At 62.3% G+C, this 15,949-nt stretch carries 16 protein-coding genes and 2 pseudogenes; 5 read left to right on the top strand and 13 right to left on the bottom strand.

Translation table 11 applies throughout. The features are described from left to right. Positions 1 to 750: pseudogene (locus AACR77_RS19040) on the bottom strand (PhzF family phenazine biosynthesis protein); the annotation flags it as partial. Between the two features lie 198 nt (positions 751 to 948). Between AACR77_RS19040 and AACR77_RS19035 the strand changes: the two are divergent. From AACR77_RS19035 to AACR77_RS19025, 3 genes are read left to right on the top strand one after another with little or no spacing between them, the layout of a single operon-like run. After that, positions 949 to 2,736, top strand: a complete 1,788-nt coding sequence (locus tag AACR77_RS19035; RefSeq protein ID WP_042878737.1) for an assimilatory sulfite reductase (NADPH) flavoprotein subunit — start codon at positions 949 to 951, stop codon at positions 2,734 to 2,736. Beyond that, positions 2,736 to 4,448, top strand: coding sequence for an assimilatory sulfite reductase (NADPH) hemoprotein subunit (gene cysI / locus AACR77_RS19030; protein WP_042878734.1), 1,713 nt, complete (start codon positions 2,736 to 2,738; stop codon positions 4,446 to 4,448). The genes AACR77_RS19035 and cysI overlap by 1 nt, the downstream gene beginning before the upstream one ends. After that, positions 4,438 to 5,244 (top strand): phosphoadenylyl-sulfate reductase, encoded by an 807-nt coding sequence (locus tag AACR77_RS19025; RefSeq protein ID WP_010675432.1) that lies wholly within the window; start codon positions 4,438 to 4,440, stop codon positions 5,242 to 5,244. Before cysI ends, AACR77_RS19025 begins: the two co-directional genes overlap by 11 nt. A gap of 99 nt (positions 5,245 to 5,343) precedes the next feature. Here the strand turns inward: AACR77_RS19025 and proX are convergent, their stop codons facing one another. The 8 genes from proX to AACR77_RS18985 all read right to left on the bottom strand — a co-directional run bounded on the left by proX (position 5,344) and on the right by AACR77_RS18985 (position 11,626). Continuing rightward, positions 5,344 to 6,345: a glycine betaine/L-proline ABC transporter substrate-binding protein ProX gene (gene proX, locus AACR77_RS19020; protein ID WP_042878732.1), complete on the bottom strand. Its 1,002-nt coding sequence runs from the start codon at positions 6,343 to 6,345 to the stop codon at positions 5,344 to 5,346. Further along, entirely contained in the window at positions 6,342 to 7,490 is a 1,149-nt protein-coding gene (gene proW / locus AACR77_RS19015; protein WP_042878731.1) for a glycine betaine/L-proline ABC transporter permease ProW, read from the bottom strand. The genes proX and proW overlap by 4 nt, the downstream gene beginning before the upstream one ends. Further along, a complete protein-coding gene (gene proV / locus AACR77_RS19010) occupies positions 7,487 to 8,683 on the bottom strand; it encodes a glycine betaine/L-proline ABC transporter ATP-binding protein ProV (RefSeq protein WP_042878729.1) in 1,197 nt (398 codons plus the stop codon). The genes proW and proV overlap by 4 nt, the downstream gene beginning before the upstream one ends. 473 nt (positions 8,684 to 9,156) lie before the next feature. After that, entirely contained in the window at positions 9,157 to 9,648 is a 492-nt protein-coding gene (gene folA, locus AACR77_RS19005) for a type 3 dihydrofolate reductase (protein WP_042878727.1), read from the bottom strand. A 23-nt stretch (positions 9,649 to 9,671) separates the two neighbouring features. After that, a complete protein-coding gene (locus tag AACR77_RS19000; RefSeq protein ID WP_010675437.1) occupies positions 9,672 to 10,139 on the bottom strand; it encodes a threonine/serine exporter family protein in 468 nt (155 codons plus the stop codon). Beyond that, the gene (locus AACR77_RS18995; RefSeq protein WP_269429254.1) at positions 10,136 to 10,261 is read right to left on the bottom strand and encodes a hypothetical protein; all 126 of its coding nucleotides are present in this window, start codon (positions 10,259 to 10,261) and stop codon (positions 10,136 to 10,138) included. The genes AACR77_RS19000 and AACR77_RS18995 overlap by 4 nt, the downstream gene beginning before the upstream one ends. Then, on the bottom strand, positions 10,258 to 11,055 hold the full coding sequence (locus tag AACR77_RS18990; RefSeq protein ID WP_042014428.1) for a threonine/serine exporter family protein: 798 nt from the start codon (positions 11,053 to 11,055) through the stop codon (positions 10,258 to 10,260). Before AACR77_RS18990 ends, AACR77_RS18995 begins: the two co-directional genes overlap by 4 nt. Before the next feature lie 232 nt (positions 11,056 to 11,287). Next, positions 11,288 to 11,626: a DUF3135 domain-containing protein gene (locus AACR77_RS18985; RefSeq protein ID WP_010675440.1), complete on the bottom strand. Its 339-nt coding sequence runs from the start codon at positions 11,624 to 11,626 to the stop codon at positions 11,288 to 11,290. 407 nt (positions 11,627 to 12,033) lie between these two features. On the opposite strand from AACR77_RS18985, the gene mog reads away from it, so the two are divergent. After that, the gene (mog, locus tag AACR77_RS18980) at positions 12,034 to 12,564 is read left to right on the top strand and encodes a molybdopterin adenylyltransferase (RefSeq protein WP_039040332.1); all 531 of its coding nucleotides are present in this window, start codon (positions 12,034 to 12,036) and stop codon (positions 12,562 to 12,564) included. 31 nt (positions 12,565 to 12,595) lie between these two features. On the opposite strand, the gene AACR77_RS18975 is transcribed toward mog, so the two are convergent. Both AACR77_RS18975 and AACR77_RS18970 read right to left on the bottom strand, forming a co-directional pair. Beyond that, positions 12,596 to 12,943, bottom strand: a complete 348-nt coding sequence (locus AACR77_RS18975) for a DUF2541 family protein (protein WP_042878740.1) — start codon at positions 12,941 to 12,943, stop codon at positions 12,596 to 12,598. Between the two features lie 207 nt (positions 12,944 to 13,150). Next, positions 13,151 to 13,906, bottom strand: a complete 756-nt coding sequence (locus tag AACR77_RS18970; RefSeq protein WP_042878725.1) for a DNA/RNA non-specific endonuclease — start codon at positions 13,904 to 13,906, stop codon at positions 13,151 to 13,153. A 645-nt stretch (positions 13,907 to 14,551) separates the two neighbouring features. Here AACR77_RS18970 and AACR77_RS18965 point away from each other — a divergent pair. Further along, complete coding sequence (locus AACR77_RS18965; protein ID WP_042878723.1) at positions 14,552 to 15,277, top strand: carbonic anhydrase; 726 nt, start codon at positions 14,552 to 14,554, stop codon at positions 15,275 to 15,277. Between the two features lie 72 nt (positions 15,278 to 15,349). Here the strand turns inward: AACR77_RS18965 and AACR77_RS18960 are convergent. Both AACR77_RS18960 and AACR77_RS18955 read right to left on the bottom strand, forming a co-directional pair. Continuing rightward, positions 15,350 to 15,454 (bottom strand): annotated as a pseudogene (locus tag AACR77_RS18960) (pseudouridine-5'-phosphate glycosidase); the annotation flags it as partial. Between the two features lie 3 nt (positions 15,455 to 15,457). Then, positions 15,458 to 15,949, bottom strand: a 492-nt coding sequence (locus AACR77_RS18955; protein WP_042878721.1) for a pseudouridine-5'-phosphate glycosidase, incomplete at its 5' end; no start/stop codon positions are given.

The raw sequence follows: 15,949 nt of genomic DNA, 5'->3' as shown, positions 1-15,949 counted from the left end.
GGCCCGCCATCAGCACCCGCCCCTCCTGCAATTCCAGCCTGAGATCCCCACCCCGGGCCGAGATCTGGCGGGCCCGCAATTGCCGTTTGCCGAGCCGCTCGGCCCAGAAGGGCGCCAGGGCGCAGTGGTTGGAGCCGGTCACCGGATCCTCGTCCACCCCGATCCAGGGGGCGAAGTAGCGGGAGACGAAGTCGTCCTCCTTCCGGCTCGATGGCGCCGTCACCATGATCCCCCGGCCCGGCAGCGCCCGCAGGGCGTGAAAATCGGGGTGAGCGCGCGGACCTCTTCCTCGCTGGCGAGCTCAAGCAGGAACTTGGCCCCGGCCGCCAGGGTTTGCAGCGGCCGGCAACCGACCGCAGCCCCATAGGCCGGATCCAGAATGAGCGGCGCCAGGGCAATGCGCGGAAAATCGAGCCAGATCCACTCCCCTTCCCGCCGGGCAACCAACTCGCCGCTGCGGGTCGCGAAGCGGATGGGCTGAGCTTCGGCCACCTCCCCCGTCTGCCACAGCACATGGGCCGCCGCTAGGGTGCCATGGCCGCACAAGTCCACCTCCACTTGCGGGGTGAACCAGCGCAATCCGTAATGCCCCTCTCCCAGTTGGGTCAGAAAGGCGCTCTCAGAGAGGTTGAACTCCGCTGCCATGGCCTGCAGCTCGGCGTCGGGCCGCGCTTCCCCCAGCACCACCACGGCGGGGTTGCCTCCGAAGGGGTGATGGCTGAAGGCGTTGACATGATAGAGACGGGACATGGTTGCTCCTTGGGGCATGAGAGATCACCGGGACAGGGGGCTCGGCAAGGCCATTTTTATATCACGGGCGCACCGGGGCTGAGATGGATTTTGGCTTTATAAATTCATAAATCGCATAAAGAAGATATTTTTATTCTTTGTTGTTATTCATTACACCCCTTACCCTGACCAAAAATCAGACCATGGAAGACATGTGTGATGCCATTGACAGCCCCCATCCTGAGCCCGCTCTCTGACGAACAGCAGCGCCAGCTCAACCAAGTTCTCACCACCCTCAATACCCAGCAACTGGCCTGGGTCAGCGGTTATCTCTACGGCCTCTCCCAGGCGGGCGTCCAGCCCGTGGCGAGCGCAGGCGCAGAAGCCGCGGCTCCCGGCGGCAGCCTGACCATTCTCTACGGCTCCCAGACCGGGAATGCCAAGGGCGTGGCCAGCGCCATCAAGGCCCAGGCCGAGGCCCGCGGCCTGCCGGTGACCCTCACCTCCATGGCGGACTACAAACCCAAGCAGCTCAAGAAAGAGAGCCACCTGCTGGTGGTAGTGAGCACTTACGGGGAGGGGGAGCCCCCCGAGAGCGCCGTCGATCTGTTCGAGCAGCTCAAAAAGGGCAAGGTCGGCAAGCTGGAAGGGCTCAAGTTTGCCGTGCTGGGGCTGGGTGACAGCTCCTATGAGTTCTTCTGCCAGACCGGCAAGGATTTCGATGGTTTCCTCGCCAAAGCGGGGGCCGAGCGCATCCATGAGCTAGCTAGCCTCGATGTGGATTATCAGGATGCCGCCAAGGCCTGGGGCGAGCAGGCCGTTGCGGCGGTCGCCGCCACCCTCTCTGCCGGCGCCGCGACCGCCAGCGTGGCGGGCTCGGTGCAGGCCGCCGTCGGCCACAGCCAGTACAACAAGGAGAACCCCTTCCCGGCCAGACTCTCGGTGAACCAGAAGATCACCGGCCGCGACTCCACCAAGGACATCCGTCACATCGAGATCAACCTGGAAGAGTCCGGCATCACCTATCAACCGGGGGATGCGCTCGGTATCTGGTTCGACAACGACGCCGATCTCGTGGGGGAAGTGCTGGCCCTGACCGGTCTGACCGGTGACGAGGCCACCCCCCATGGCAGCCTGCGCGAGGCGCTGACCCGTCACTACGAACTGACCCGGCTGCACGGGGGCCTGATCACTGGCCTCGCCGAGATCACGAACAACGCGGCGCTCAAAGATCTGGCCGGTGACAAGGCCCAGGTCAACGCCCTGGTCGCCTCTGCTCAAGTGGTGGACGTACTGAAACGCTTCCCGGCTTCCTTGAGTGCCGATCAACTGATCGCACTGCTGCGCCCCCTCACCCCCCGCCTCTACTCCATCGCCTCCGCCCAGAGCGAGGTGGAAGAAGAGGTGCACCTGACCGTCGGCGTGGTGCGCTACCGCCAAGAAGATGGCACAGTGCGAAGCGGCGGCGCCTCCTCCTATCTGGCGGACCGTCTGCCGGAAGATGCCGAGGTCCGGGTGTTCGTGGAGCACAACGACAACTTCCGACTGCCCGCCAATCCCGACACCCCCGTCATCATGGTGGGGCCGGGCACCGGCATTGCCCCGTTCCGCGCCTTCCTGCAGGAGCGGGAAGCACAGGGGGCAGAGGGCAAGAACTGGCTCTTCTTCGGCAACCCCCACTTCACCCAGGACTTCCTCTATCAGGTGGAGTGGCAGCGTTATGTGAAATCGGGCCTGCTGTCCAAGATCTCCCTGGCCTTCAGCCGGGATCAGGCCAACAAGATTTATGTGCAGGACCGTCTGCGCGAGGCAGGGCTTGAGCTCTACCAGTGGCTGGAAGCAGGCGCTCACTTCTATGTGTGTGGCGACGCCAACCACATGGCGAAGGATGTGCAGGAAGCCCTGCTGGAAGTGATTGCGGAACACGGCCACAAGAGCCGTGAGGAAGCAGAAGAGTATCTGAGCGAATTGCGTCGTGCCAAACGTTATCAAAGGGATGTCTATTGATGAGCAAACAACTTATTCCGGGACCGGTCGAAGGGCCGCTGGCTGACAACGAACGCCTCAAGCGCGAGAGCAACTTCCTGCGCGGCACCATCGCCGAAGATCTGCAGGACCCGCTCACCGGCGGCTTCAACGGCGACAACTTCCAGCTGATCCGCTTCCACGGCATGTATCAGCAGGATGACCGCGACATCCGCCCGGAGCGCGCCGCCCAGAAGCTGGAGCCCCTGCACAACGTCATGCTGCGCGCCCGCCTGCCCGGCGGCATCATCACCCCGGCCCAGTGGCAGGTGATCGACAAGTTCGCCGAAGAACACAGCATGTACGGCAGCATCCGCCTGACCACCCGCCAGACCTTCCAGTTCCACGGGGTACTGAAGCGCGACATCAAGCTGATGCACCAGACCCTCAACAGCACAGGTATCGACTCCATCGCCACCGCGGGGGACGTGAACCGCAACGTGCTCTGCACCAGCAACCCGGTGGAGTCCGAGTTGCACCAGGAGGCCTACGAGTGGGCCAAGAAGATCTCCGAACACTTGCTGCCCAAGACCCGCGCCTACGTGGAGATCTGGCTGGATGGCGAGAAGCTGGGGGGTGACGAGGAGCCGATCCTGGGCTCCAACTACCTGCCGCGCAAATTCAAAACGACCGTGGTCATCCCGCCCCACAACGATGTGGACATCCACGCCAACGATCTCAACTTCGTGGCCATTGCCGATCACGGCAAGCTGGTGGGCTTCAACGTGCTGGTGGGGGGCGGTCTGGCCATGACCCACGGCGACACCACCACCTACCCGCGCAAAGCGAGCGACTTTGGCTTCATTCCGCTCTCCCACGTGCTGGAGGTGGCGGCCGCCGTGGTCAGCACCCAGCGCGACTGGGGCAACCGGGTCAACCGCAAGAACGCCAAGACCAAGTACACCCTTGAACGGGTGGGGGTCGAGGCCTTCAAGGCCGAGGTGGAGAACCGCGCCGGCATCCAGTTCGGGCCGGTTCACCCCTATGAATTCACCAGTCGTGGCGATCGCTTCGGCTGGGTGGAGGGGATCGACGGCAAGCACCACCTGACCCTGTTTATCGAGAACGGCCGCCTGCTGGACTTCCCGGGCAAGCCCCTCAAGACCGGCATGCTGGAGATCGCCAAGGTGCATCAGGGGGACTTCCGCCTCACCGCCAACCAGAACCTCATCATCGCGGGCGTGCCTGCCGGCGAGAAGGCACGCATCGAAGCGCTGGCGCGCCAGTACGGTCTGCTGGATGACGGCGTGAGCGAGCAGCGCAAGCAGTCCATGGCCTGTGTGGCCCTGCCCACCTGCCCCCTGGCAATGGCCGAGGCCGAGCGCATGCTGCCTGCCTTCGTCACCGACATCGAGGGGCTGCTGGCCAAGCACGGCCTGGCGGATGACGCCATCATCTTCCGGGTCACCGGCTGCCCCAACGGCTGCGGCCGCGCCATGCTGGCGGAAGTGGGTCTGGTGGGCAAGGCGCCGGGTCGCTACAACCTGCACCTGGGGGGCAACCTCGAGGGGACCCGCATCCCGCGCCTGCACCTGGAGAACATCACCGAGCCGCAGATCCTGGCCGAACTGGACGCCCTGATCGGCCGCTGGGCCAAGGATCGCAACCCGAACGAGTGCTTCGGCGATTTTGTCATTCGCGCCGGGATCATCGCCCCGGTTATCGACTCCGCGAGGGACTTCTATGCAGCCTGAACAGACTGATACAGCCCGGCTTGCGCGCACCGCCGACGGCCGGCTCGACCTCGACGCCCTCCTGGCCCTGGGCCGGGAGGAGCAGGTCGAAGCGCTGGCCCCTCTCAACCGGGAGCTGGACGCCATGAGCGCCCCCGAGCGGGTGCGCTGGGCCCTGGCCAACCTGCCGGGGGAGCATGTGCTGTCGTCGAGTTTCGGCATCCAGGCGGCGCTCATGCTGCACCTGGTGAGCCGCGAGCGGGCCGACGTGCCCGTGGTGCTGACCGACACCGGTTATCTCTTCCCCGAGACCTACCGTTTCATCGACGAGCTGACCGAGCGTCTCGCGCTCAACCTCAAGATCTACCGGGCCGAACTCAGCCCGGCCTGGCAGGAGGCCCGCTTCGGCCTCCTGTGGGAGCAGGGGGTGGAGGGGATCACCCGCTACAACCAGCTCAACAAGGTGGAGCCCATGGACCGCGCCCTGAACGAGCTGGGTGCCCGCACCTGGTTCTCGGGCCTGCGCCGTGAGCAGTCCGGCAGCCGAGGCAAGCTGCCGGTGCTGGCCATCCAGCGCGGTCGCTTCAAGTTCCTGCCGGTGATCGACTGGAGCAACAAGGACGTCTTCTACTACTTCAAGGAGTTCGACCTCCCCTACCACCCCTTGTGGGAGCAGGGTTACCTCTCGGTCGGCGACGTGCACACCACCGCCAAGTGGGAGCCCGGCATGAGCGAGGAGCAGACCCGCTTCTTCGGCCTCAAGCGCGAGTGTGGCCTGCATGAGGAAGGTGGCGAGAGCGACGGCTCCGGCATCTGAACCCCCGGTCCGGCCATGTGCTGCGCCCCGCCCACAAAAAAACGCCCGGCAACTGCCGGGCGTTTTTCTTTGCGCAAAAGGGCGACGTTCCACCCCTCATTACATGGCGGCGGCGCGCGCCTGATTCAGCCAGTCGTTCACCAGCGCCTCGTGGCCCTTGAGCCAGGCATCGGCATGACGTTCCACGTCCGCCGGCTTGTTCTGCCCCTTGTTCATCAGGCCGTTCTGCACGTTGATGTCATTCAGCGGCAGCTTGACGATGGAGAAGAGCTTGGCGGCGGCCGGATTGGCCTCGGCAAACCGCTTGTTGGCAACGATGTGCATGGTGTTCACCGCAAAGCCGTAGTTCTTGCCGTTCGGCAAACGGGTCTTGGCCGCATCCGGGGCGTCGGCGGGGACTTCCAGCCACACCACATCCTTGCCCGGCACCAGTTCGCTGCTGAGCCAGTAGGGGGTCCAGGTGTAATAGAGCACCGGCTTGCCGGCCTGGTAGCGAGCCAGGGTATCGGCGATCAGCGCCGCGTAGTTGCCCTGCTTGTGGGCCACCGTGGGGGTCAGACCAAAGGCGTCGAGGTGATGGTTGATCGCCCCCTCGCAGCCCCAGCCGGGGTTGCAACCGATGAGGTCGGCCTTGCCGTCGCCATCCCCGTCAAACAGCGCCGCCACCTCGGGATCCTTGAGCTGGCCCAGGTTGGTGATGCCGTATTGGGTCGCGGTCTTCTTGTCGATGAGGTACCCCTGGGCGGCACCGGCCACATAGGTGCCCTCACGGAAGAACACCTTGTCGCCCCCCGCCTGCTCGTACTTGTTGTCCTGCAGCGGCACCCAGTTGAACGCGAGGAAGGTACCGTCTCCCTGGGCCACCGAGGCATAAGCCACGTTGTAGTCCACCTCCTGGGCGGGCTGGACATCGTAACCCAGACGCCCCATCAGCTTGCTCACCAGCAGGCTCTGGAAGGCCTCTTCCGGCAAGGAGCTCTGCAAGGGCTGAACGCGAACCCCCTCCCCCGGCAACTCGGCGCTGGCCATGGCGAGCGGGCTCAGCAGTTGGGCACTCAGCAGCAATGTGCCCAGGGTCAATCCTTTGGTGGTCTGTCTCATGCGTTTACTCCTTTGTAATCGATTTTCTTGTCACGACCGGTCAGACGCAGCAGCAGGGCGGCGGGGCCGTGCTGATACCAGCGGCCGGTACGGGTGCGATCCGGTTGCCCCATCGCCTGGGTGAGGCGGTCGAGCACGATGGCCAGCAGCACGATGCCGAGGCCGCCGATGGAGGCGAGCCCCATGTCGAGACGGCCGATGCCGCGCAGCACCATCTGGCCGAGGCCCCCCACCGCGATCATGGAGGCGATCACCACCATGGAGAGCGCCAGCATCAGGGTCTGGTTGACCCCGGCCATGATGGTGGGCATGGCGAGCGGCAGTTGTACCTTGAACAGCAACTGGGAGGGGCTGGCACCGAACGAGTGGGCCGCCTCCACCAGATCCGCAGGCACCTGGCGAATGCCCAGCATGGTGAGCCGGATCATGGGCGGCAGGGCGAAGATGACGGTCACCACCACCCCGGGCACGTTGCCGATGCCAAACAGCATCACGATGGGGATGAGGTAGACGAACGCCGGGGTGGTCTGCATGGCATCCAGCAGCGGCCGGGTCCAGGTGGAGAGCCGCTCGCTGCGGGCCAGCAGGATGCCGGTGGGCAACCCCAGCAGCACACAGAAGAACAGCGAGGTCAGCACCAGGGACAGGGTCACCATGGCATCGGACCAGGCCCCGATGAGCCCGATCCCCACAAGAGATACGAGCGTGCCGAGCGCCATGCGGCCGTTCACCAGTTGCCAGGCAAGCAGGGCCAGGAGCCCCATCATCAGGGTGGAGGGCACCGTCTGCAGCAGATGGGTCATGGCGTTCAGGGTCAGCTCCACCGGTGCGCGGATCAGCTGGAACAGCGGCCGCAGGTTCTCCACCAGCCAGCCGATGCCCCCTTCCACCCAGGTATCCAGCGGCACCAGCGCCTGCTGGAAAGGATCCAGCCAGTCGATGGCGGTTGTGGTGTAGGCGGCTTCGATCTGGTTCTGCCAGTCGGTGGCCAGGGTGTCGGTACTGCCCCAGGGATCGGACACCTCGGTGGACGCAGGCGCGCTCCAGGGGTCTGCCGCCACCTCATCGGCCCGCAGAGAAGGGCTCGCCAGCAGCACCAGGGCCAGCAGCCCGCTCAGCAAGAAATGGGGATTCATCAGCTTCATGCCGGGGTACTCCTGTCCAGGGTGTTGAGCAGATTGGCCTTGGAGATGAGGCCGAGGTAAGTGCCATCCTCCTCGACCACGGGCACCTGACAGGGAGCGGCCGCCACCTGGCTTATCAGTTCATTGAGGGCGGTGTCCGCCAGAATGGGCTGAATGTCCGCCAGCAACGCCTGCTCCAGGCTGCCTTTGGCCCTTACCGCCTGACCGAGCGACTCCACCGAGACGACCCCGAGGAAGCGGCGGCTACGATCCACCACGTACCCGAACTCCCGCTCAAGCTCCTTGAGCTGGCGCAGGGCGTTGCCCGGCCCGTCGGTGGTGTGCTTCTTGATGAGGGGCACCTGCTTGCGGCTGGCCACATCGCGGGCGCTGAACACATGGGCCAGATCCACACCGCGAAAGAAGGCGCGCACATAGTCGTTGGCGGGCTGGTTCAGGATCTCGTCCGGGGTGCCCACTTGCACCAGCTGGCCATCCTGCATGATGGCGATGCGATCGCCGATACGCATCGCCTCGTCCAGATCGTGGGAGATGAAGACGATGGTGCGCTGCTGGCTGGCCTGCAGCTTGAGCAGCTCGTCCTGCATCTCGGTGCGGATCAGGGGATCCAGCGCGGAGAAAGCTTCGTCCATCAGCAGGATGTCGGGGTCATTGGCAAGGGCCCGGGCCAGCCCGACCCGCTGCTTCATGCCGCCGGAGAGGGCATCCGGATAAGCCTCTATCCACTGTCCCAGCCCCACCTGATGGAGCGCCTGACGGGCGCTCTGCTGGCGCTTCGCCAGTGGCACTCCGGCCAGCTCCAGCCCGAAGGCGGTATTTTCCAGCACACTCAGGTGCGGCATCAGGGCGAAAGACTGGAATACCATGCTGATCTTCTTGCGGCGCACCTGGCGCAGTTCGCGCTCCGAGATGGCGGCGATGTCCTCGCCATCGATCAGCACCTGGCCGCGGGTCGGCTCGATCAGCCGGTTGAAAAGACGCACCAGGGTGGATTTGCCCGAGCCGGAGAGGCCCATCACCACGAAGATCTCCCCTTCGTTGATGGCCAGATTGACATCCTGGACCCCCAGGGTCTGTCCGGTCTTTTTCAGGATGCTGGCGCGATCATGCCCTTTCGCCAGCAATTTGAACGCTTTATCCGGCTGATCGCCGAAGATTTTGTAGAGGGATTTGACCTCGAGTTTGACTGTCATATTGTCCTTTTTTCTTGGCCGACGCCTTGCCTGGCAAACCGTCGAACGTGAGCCAATTACTTTTAACACTAAGTAATTTCACACCCAAATAAAAGAACCAATTGAAGCCAGCCTAGAGAGGTTAAATTTAACTTATTGATTTTTATTGGTTATTTTCATTCATAAAAATCCATTAAATCACGATAAAAACGCCTATAATAGACAGGGTCGCCACAGTATCGATGCACTTTCAGCATATTTCATTAATGATTAAAAGGCGTTAGCAGCAGGCGAAAAGAGAGGGTGGGGAGGATGGCGCCCATCGGGGCGATGAATGGCTTATTCATTACATAACTAATCATTTTAATGTCACGCATTCCGGATATTGCTTCAGGCACCTTCAACCATGCCGGTTCAGCCCCCTTCTCTTTGCAGCAACAGGGCACAAAAAAGCCCCCGGCTGTCGCAAGGGGCTCTTCATGGCATCAGAGGGCTCAGCGCCGCTGCCAGGTCTCGAAACAGTAGGGATGGGGGTTCTTCTCGTCGGGGTGATGGGACTCGCGCTCGATGCACGACCAGTCATTCTCGTCGAAGGCCGGGAAACGGGTATCCCCCTCCACCGCCAGATCGATACGGGTCAGATAGAGCCTGTCGGCCCGTGGCAGTAGCTGGCCGTAGAGATGCCCCCCCCCGATCACCATCAGCTCGGCCACATCGCTGCCCGCCAGCAGCGCCAGTGCGGCCTCCACCGAGTCGATGACCTCCACGCCGTCGGCCCGGTAGTCGGGATTGCGGCTGATCACCAGATTGCGACGGCCTGGCAGCGGCCGTCCGATGGACTCGAAGGTCTTGCGCCCCATCAGCACCGGCTTGCCCAGGGTGACCCGCTTGAAGTGGGCCAGATCCGCCGGCAGATGCCAGGGCATCTGGTTGTCCAGGCCGATCACCCTGTCCTGGGCCATGGCGGCAATCATGGAAATCATCATGGGGTCAACCTCTCGCACCGTCGTCAGATAATGGGGCGGTTACGGTACACGACCAGAGAGGGGATCGCCAAACCGAAACTCAGGGCCCCCACGATAAACAGCGCCTTGAGGCCGTTCTCCACCGCGCTCTGAAGCAGCTCCATGGTCACCCCGGAGATATTGAGCTCCACGATGGCGATCATGGTCTTGAACGCGTAGCTGCCCGGGATCATGGGGATGATGGAGGCGACGCTGAACACCGGGCGTGGTGCCAGCAAGCGGCGCGACCAGTAGACACAGACAAAGCCGACCGTGGTCGCCGCTGCCAGGGTGGCCCACTCGATGGGCATGCCGTAGTGGATGAGCAGGGTACGCAGGCTGTGGGCCAGCGCGCCCCCCATGGCGCAATATTTGAGCATCCGTGGCGGCACGTTGAACAGCATGGCAAAGCCCACCGCCGGAATGGCCGACCAGAAGGCATCCTTGGCCAGCAGCCAGAGCAGTTCCATCATACCTTCCACCCCCAGATACCGGTCACCGACATGGCGAGCAGGATCCCGATATGGTTCCACGCGCTGATGGATAGCCGGTTTGCCCCGATCAACAGGGTCGATACAACGTCAAAGATCTTCATACTTTCCACCCCCAGATGCCGGTCACCGACATGGCGAGAATGATCCCTATGGCTGCGCTGATGGTCAGCAGTGTCGCCGTGCCCCAGCGGGCCAGCCCCATATTGAAGTAACCCTTCACCATGTCGGAGACCGCATTGATAAGCGGGAACCCCGGCACCAGCAGCAACACGCTGGCGGCCATGGCGAGATAGGGTTGTTCGCCCCAGCCGAAGAAGGTGGCGCTGGAGGCGAGCAGGGTGGCGATAAACCCGGTGGCGGCAAAGTTGATGAGGGGGCTGTGGTGATGGCGGGCAATGAGCTGGCGTACCCGCATGGCGACCGAGGCCGAGCAGCAGGTCACCAGGAAGATGGGCCAGTCACCGCCAAACAGCAGGCTGAAGGCACCGCAGGAGAGCCCCACCATGGGCACCACCAGCCAGGGGTGATAGTGGAATGGCGTGATGGCCTCGAGGCGCTGACGTACCTCGCGCGCGCCGATAAGCGACTTTTCCGTCATGATGCAGATGCGCTGGATCTCGCACACCACCTGCATGTTGATGCCGTGCTCCCGTACCCGGCGGGTGGTGGTGACGCAACTGCCCTGGTAGAGGCTGGTGAGGACGATGGCGCTGGAAGAGATGGCCATCTCGACGCTCTCCAGCCCGAGCGCCATGCCCAGGCGGACCGTGGTCTGCTCTATGATGCGGCTCTCCGCCCCAAACTGGGCCAGCATCTGGCCCGCCTTGACGATGATCCGGGTGATCTCCGTCTGCTGCTCTCGCGACAGCACCCTTCCTGGTGTGATGCTTCTCATGATCCCTTTGAGTCATAGCAAGATGAAATGTGTCTGGATATTACCCCAAAATAAATACACCTTCATCCATCTCTATCGGACTGCGGGCACTGGTCACTATTATTCAGCCGCCCGGGGAATATTTGCAGCAAATAAAAAACAATTCACCCAACTTGCTTAACAACTTGTTTGAGAAGGGGTGAGACAAATTAATAAACACCCTGTTTTTTTATATCTTGAACAGGGCCGTGAATTATTTCCGTTTAAGATAACTTGAAAACGCTATCACATTATCCGGCAGCGGGGGCTCTGCCATTTCCTGACAGGATTCGTTCTGCAGATCCAGAATGTGCTGGCGCATGGCGTAGACGGAGTCATGCATCATGTTGGCTATCCGGATGCAGCTGTCGAGGTTGTTTCTTGCCAGGCGGCGCTGGCAGTCGATGCGAAATTGCAGACCTCGCAGCCGACGTTGCCGCTCTGGTCCCACCTGGGCGATCAGGGTCTCTATCTGCTGGTGCAGCAGCGCGTCGAGTCGCTCCGGCTCGGCCAGCGCCCAGTACTTCAGGGTATCGAAATCAGGCAGCTCCATATACCCTCCTGGCCGGACCTCGCCCATGGAATGGAACGACGCCGGGCACATCACTATTTCACTGTCCCTAGGGAAGGTTATATAGGATGGTGGCGATTTTGGGCCATTCACCGCCGAGCCACAGGAGTCCGGTTTTTGACACGAATTGCGCATCGTTGGCGGAAAAAATCATTTACTCCTTATGATTCATGAAATTAACCGAATCCGGCCTGCGTCAGTTTTTTTATAAAATTTCAGCGTCATTTTTCTCGGCCTTATTCCTTATTAACGGACTTTTCTCAAAATTGTTTTTCATTCGACTCTCCCCCAGGCTCGATGCCCTCCCCTTGTACCATCCGGCGGTTTAACATATCTCACTGATTATGTTATTTTATTTACCACTTTATTGCGGCAACCAAGGGCAGACCATGAGCAAGGCAAGAATCGGTATCGTCACCGTCAGCGATCGCGCCAGTGCAGGCATCTACGAAGATCTCTCCGGCAAGGCCATCATCGACACCCTGAACGCCTACCTGACCTCGGAATGGGAGCCCGTCTATCAGGTGATCCCCGACGAGCAGGATCAGATTGAGGCGACCCTGGTTCGGCTGGTCGACGAGGAGCAGTGCTGCCTTGTCGTTACCACGGGGGGCACAGGGCCGGCCAGGCGGGATGTGACCCCGGAGGCCACCGAGGCGGTGTGCGATCGCATGATGCCGGGCTTTGGCGAGCTGATGCGGGCCGAGTCCCTCAAGTTCGTGCCGACCGCCATCCTGTCGCGCCAGACCGCCGGCCTGCGCGGCAGCTCGCTCATCGTCAACCTGCCGGGCAAGCCCAAATCAATCCGCGAGTGCCTGGATGCGGTCTTCCCCGCCATCCCCTACTGCATCGACCTGATGGAAGGGCCCTATCTCGAGTGCGACGAGGCCATCATCAAACCGTTCCGCCCGAAGAAATAAGCACTGGGCGGGGATTTCCCCCGCCCTTTGCTCATTTGCGCCCGTACACCTTGACCCCCGCCCTGCTCCCTTCCGAATTGCCGTACACCTCGATGCGCTTGATGCAGAGTCGGCTGCCGAGGGATTGCCACCCCGACTCCTGATCCTCTCTCAACACCTTGTCGAAATAGAGGGTCTTGCTGCGATCGTTGCCGTAGAACACCTTGACCCGCTCCAGGGTCAACTCCCGCCCAGCCTTGACCATGATGGATTTGGTCGGCCGGCAGGCGAGCATGGGAATGATGGCGGGATGATCGCCGACCCCGAGCAGAATGGTCTGCCCCAAGCGGATATCCTCGTCGGCCATGGCCGGGGAAACAGCACCCCCCAGCAGCGCCATGGGTACGCAGATGCGCAACGCGCGGGCAAGAGTGGACAAGGAGTAAAGGGAAAACAGCGCTGACATGATGCCTCCTGAAAAAGGAGTCATGATAAGGGCCCGATGCCAGACCCAAGCTGTACTGGCCCTGTACCAGGGGCCATGACAATGGCCGGAGGCCCGTGTGGGTAACGGGGGCCTGGGCCCCCGTTACCCCTGCCGGACGCGCTAACTGCCCCACATGGCCGACAGCCGCGACTCCATGGCCTCTTCCTGCTCATCAGGCAGCTCGGTAAAGAAGTCGAGTCCGGTCTGCTCCTCCACCTCATCCACCGTCACCACATAGTCAGCCAGCCGACTGGCCGAGACGTTCTCTTGCGGCAGGATGAAGGCGATGGCCCGCTTGCCCGCCAGATCCATCACCACCCGGTAGTAGGCGTGGGGCACGGTCACGCCGTTGCCGATGGCGCCATCGGAGTGGGTGAAGATGGGGCCGGTGATCACCTGCACGCTTTTGTAGGTGATGGCCCACTGCCGGGTCTTCTCCTCCAGGATGCGCCAGGCCCCCTGGTTGAGCGCCGGCAGTTGCGGGGTCATGTTGGTCAGCAGGAAGCTCTGCTTCATGGTGTTGGCGGTGGAGCGCATGTCCGCCGCCGGCGCCTGGTGGCCGCGGTCATAGCCCGAGCCCTTGTAGTCCGACAGGGTGGCGCGAAACTGCACCGGCACCTCCTTGTCCTCGGCGAAGGCATCCTTGCGCGGCACCTGGCCCTGGGCGCTGGCGGCCGTCATCCGGTAAGAGACCCAGTCAGAGACCTTGGTGTCGTAGTTGTACCCGGCGGCATAGCCCTCCCGGCACAACAGCTGACTGGATTGACCGGGTACCCCCAGGGTGACGTGCTCCCCGCACTGGAATCCCGCCGCCAGGCTCGGGAAGGTGGTGAGAGTGAATCCGATAGCCAGAACTAATTTATTGATATCATTCATTATTATGCCACTCCTTGTGTTAGGCGGAGTGATTTGACACCAGGTCGGATGAGCAAGGCAATCGCACAAATAGCGAGCAATCCGGAAATGTGAAGAGGACGGCAAAACCGCAAACAAGACGCCGCCAACCGGGGGATTGTCATCCCGCCGCCACTGTGCTGAGGGGGGAATTTCTCCAGCACTATCAGAGAGATAAGGGGTCAACACCGAGGCACTCTGTCAGCACAGCGCCCGGCTCCCACCACGCACGCCCCTGGCCGGGTCAGGGAATATCGAAAAAATCCCAACGAAATAAGGGATCCTCAAGCCCGATAATTAGTCCGCGCTTGTTTGCTCGAGATCAAACGGAGCCATGAAAAGCCCTCTAGAATCAGCCCGTCAGCTATTTGGGGCACCATGAAAGGGGGCCGTTCATTGCAAAAATGCCCGCAGGATTTCTCCTTCATGAATAAGCGGGCCCCGTTGCCGGAATACATCATGGCGCCGCCTCATGCCACGCTTCAAATAACGATGACGACAGACCTTTCATAACAATTAATCCGGTCTGGCACCGCGTACCCTGCGTTTCCAACGATGCCATTGATGAGGCCTTCCTGCCGGAAGGCCAGGAATGGCCGTGCTTTTCAATCAGGATAAGGATGCATGATGAAAAAGTCCCTGCTGGCTGGCGCCCTGCTGCTCTGCCCTGCCGCCTTTGCCGCCACCACACACTGGGAATACAGCGGCGAGGCCGGCCCGGCGAAATGGGCCAGCCTGACCCCGGAATATGGCCAGTGTGCCGGCAGCAACCAGTCGCCGGTCAACCTCTCGGGTCTGGTGAAGGCCGATCTGGCCCCCCTGCAGTTCCACTATCAGGCGGGTGGCAAGACGCTGGTCAACAACGGCCACACGGTGCAGGTCAACTATGCCCCCGGCAGCACCCTTGAGCTCGACGGCATGCACTTCGAGCTCAAGCAGTTCCACTTCCACGCCCCCAGCGAAAACCTCATCGAAGGCAGGTCCTACCCCCTGGAGGGTCACCTGGTCCATGCCAATGACAAGGGGGAGCTGGCGGTGGTCGCCGTGATGTTCGAGCCGGGCCAGGCCAATGGGGCCCTGAGCCAGGCCTGGCAGGTGTTGCCAGCCAAGGCGGGGGAGATCCATGCCTTCAAGGAACCCATCTCGGTAGAGCAACTGCTGCCCGCCCAGCACGACTACTACCGCTTCAGCGGGTCCCTGACCACCCCACCCTGCTCGGAAGGAGTGCGCTGGCTGGTGATGAAGGAGCCGGTACAGGCCAGCCAGGCCCAGATCGATGCCTTCAAGGCGGTGATGCACCACCCCAACAACCGCCCCGTCCAGCCTCTCAACGGGCGACTGGTGCTGGAATAAGGGGGTATCTCACCGATTCACGCAATAAAAAGAGGGCCTGTTGGCCCTCTTTTGCATCTTTCGCAAAGGTGTTTACAGGCTGGCAGCGATGCGCGCCCCCAGCGCGGCGTTGTTCAGCACCCGCTGGACATTAACTGCCAGGGAGTTGCCGCCGGTCAGCTCGCACATCCGGACGACCGATCACAGGCTGGCGGCGATGCGCGCCCCCAGCGCGGCGTTGTTCAGCACCAACTGAATATTGGCCGCCAGGGAGTTGCCACCGGTCAGCTCGCACACCCGGGCCAGCAGGAAGGGGGTGGACGCCTTGCCCTTCACCCCCTGCTCGTCCGCCTCTCGCAGTGCCTGGGCAATGGCGGCGTCGATGTCGGCCTTGGGCATGGCAAACTGGGTCGGGATCGGGTTGGCCACCACGGCGCCCCCGGCCAGCCCCAGCTCCCACTTCAGACGCAGCGCCTCGGCGATGGCCGCCGGGCTCTCCAGGCGGTAATCCACCTTGAAGCCGCTCTCCCGGGTGTAGAAGGCGGGCAGCTCCTCGGTCTGGTAGCCGATCACCGGCACCCCCTGGGTCTCCAGATACTCCAGGGTCAGACCGATGTCGAGGATCGACTTGGCGCCGGCGCAGACCACGGCCACCGGGGTCTGGGCAAATTCCTGCAGGTCAGCGGAGATGTC

Source organism: Aeromonas sp. ZOR0002 (genome assembly GCF_963866995.1).
Lineage (GTDB): Bacteria > Pseudomonadota > Gammaproteobacteria > Enterobacterales > Aeromonadaceae > Aeromonas > Aeromonas caviae.
Note: the sequence above shows the minus strand (reverse complement) of the source record. Positions and strands in the feature narration are given on the sequence as shown.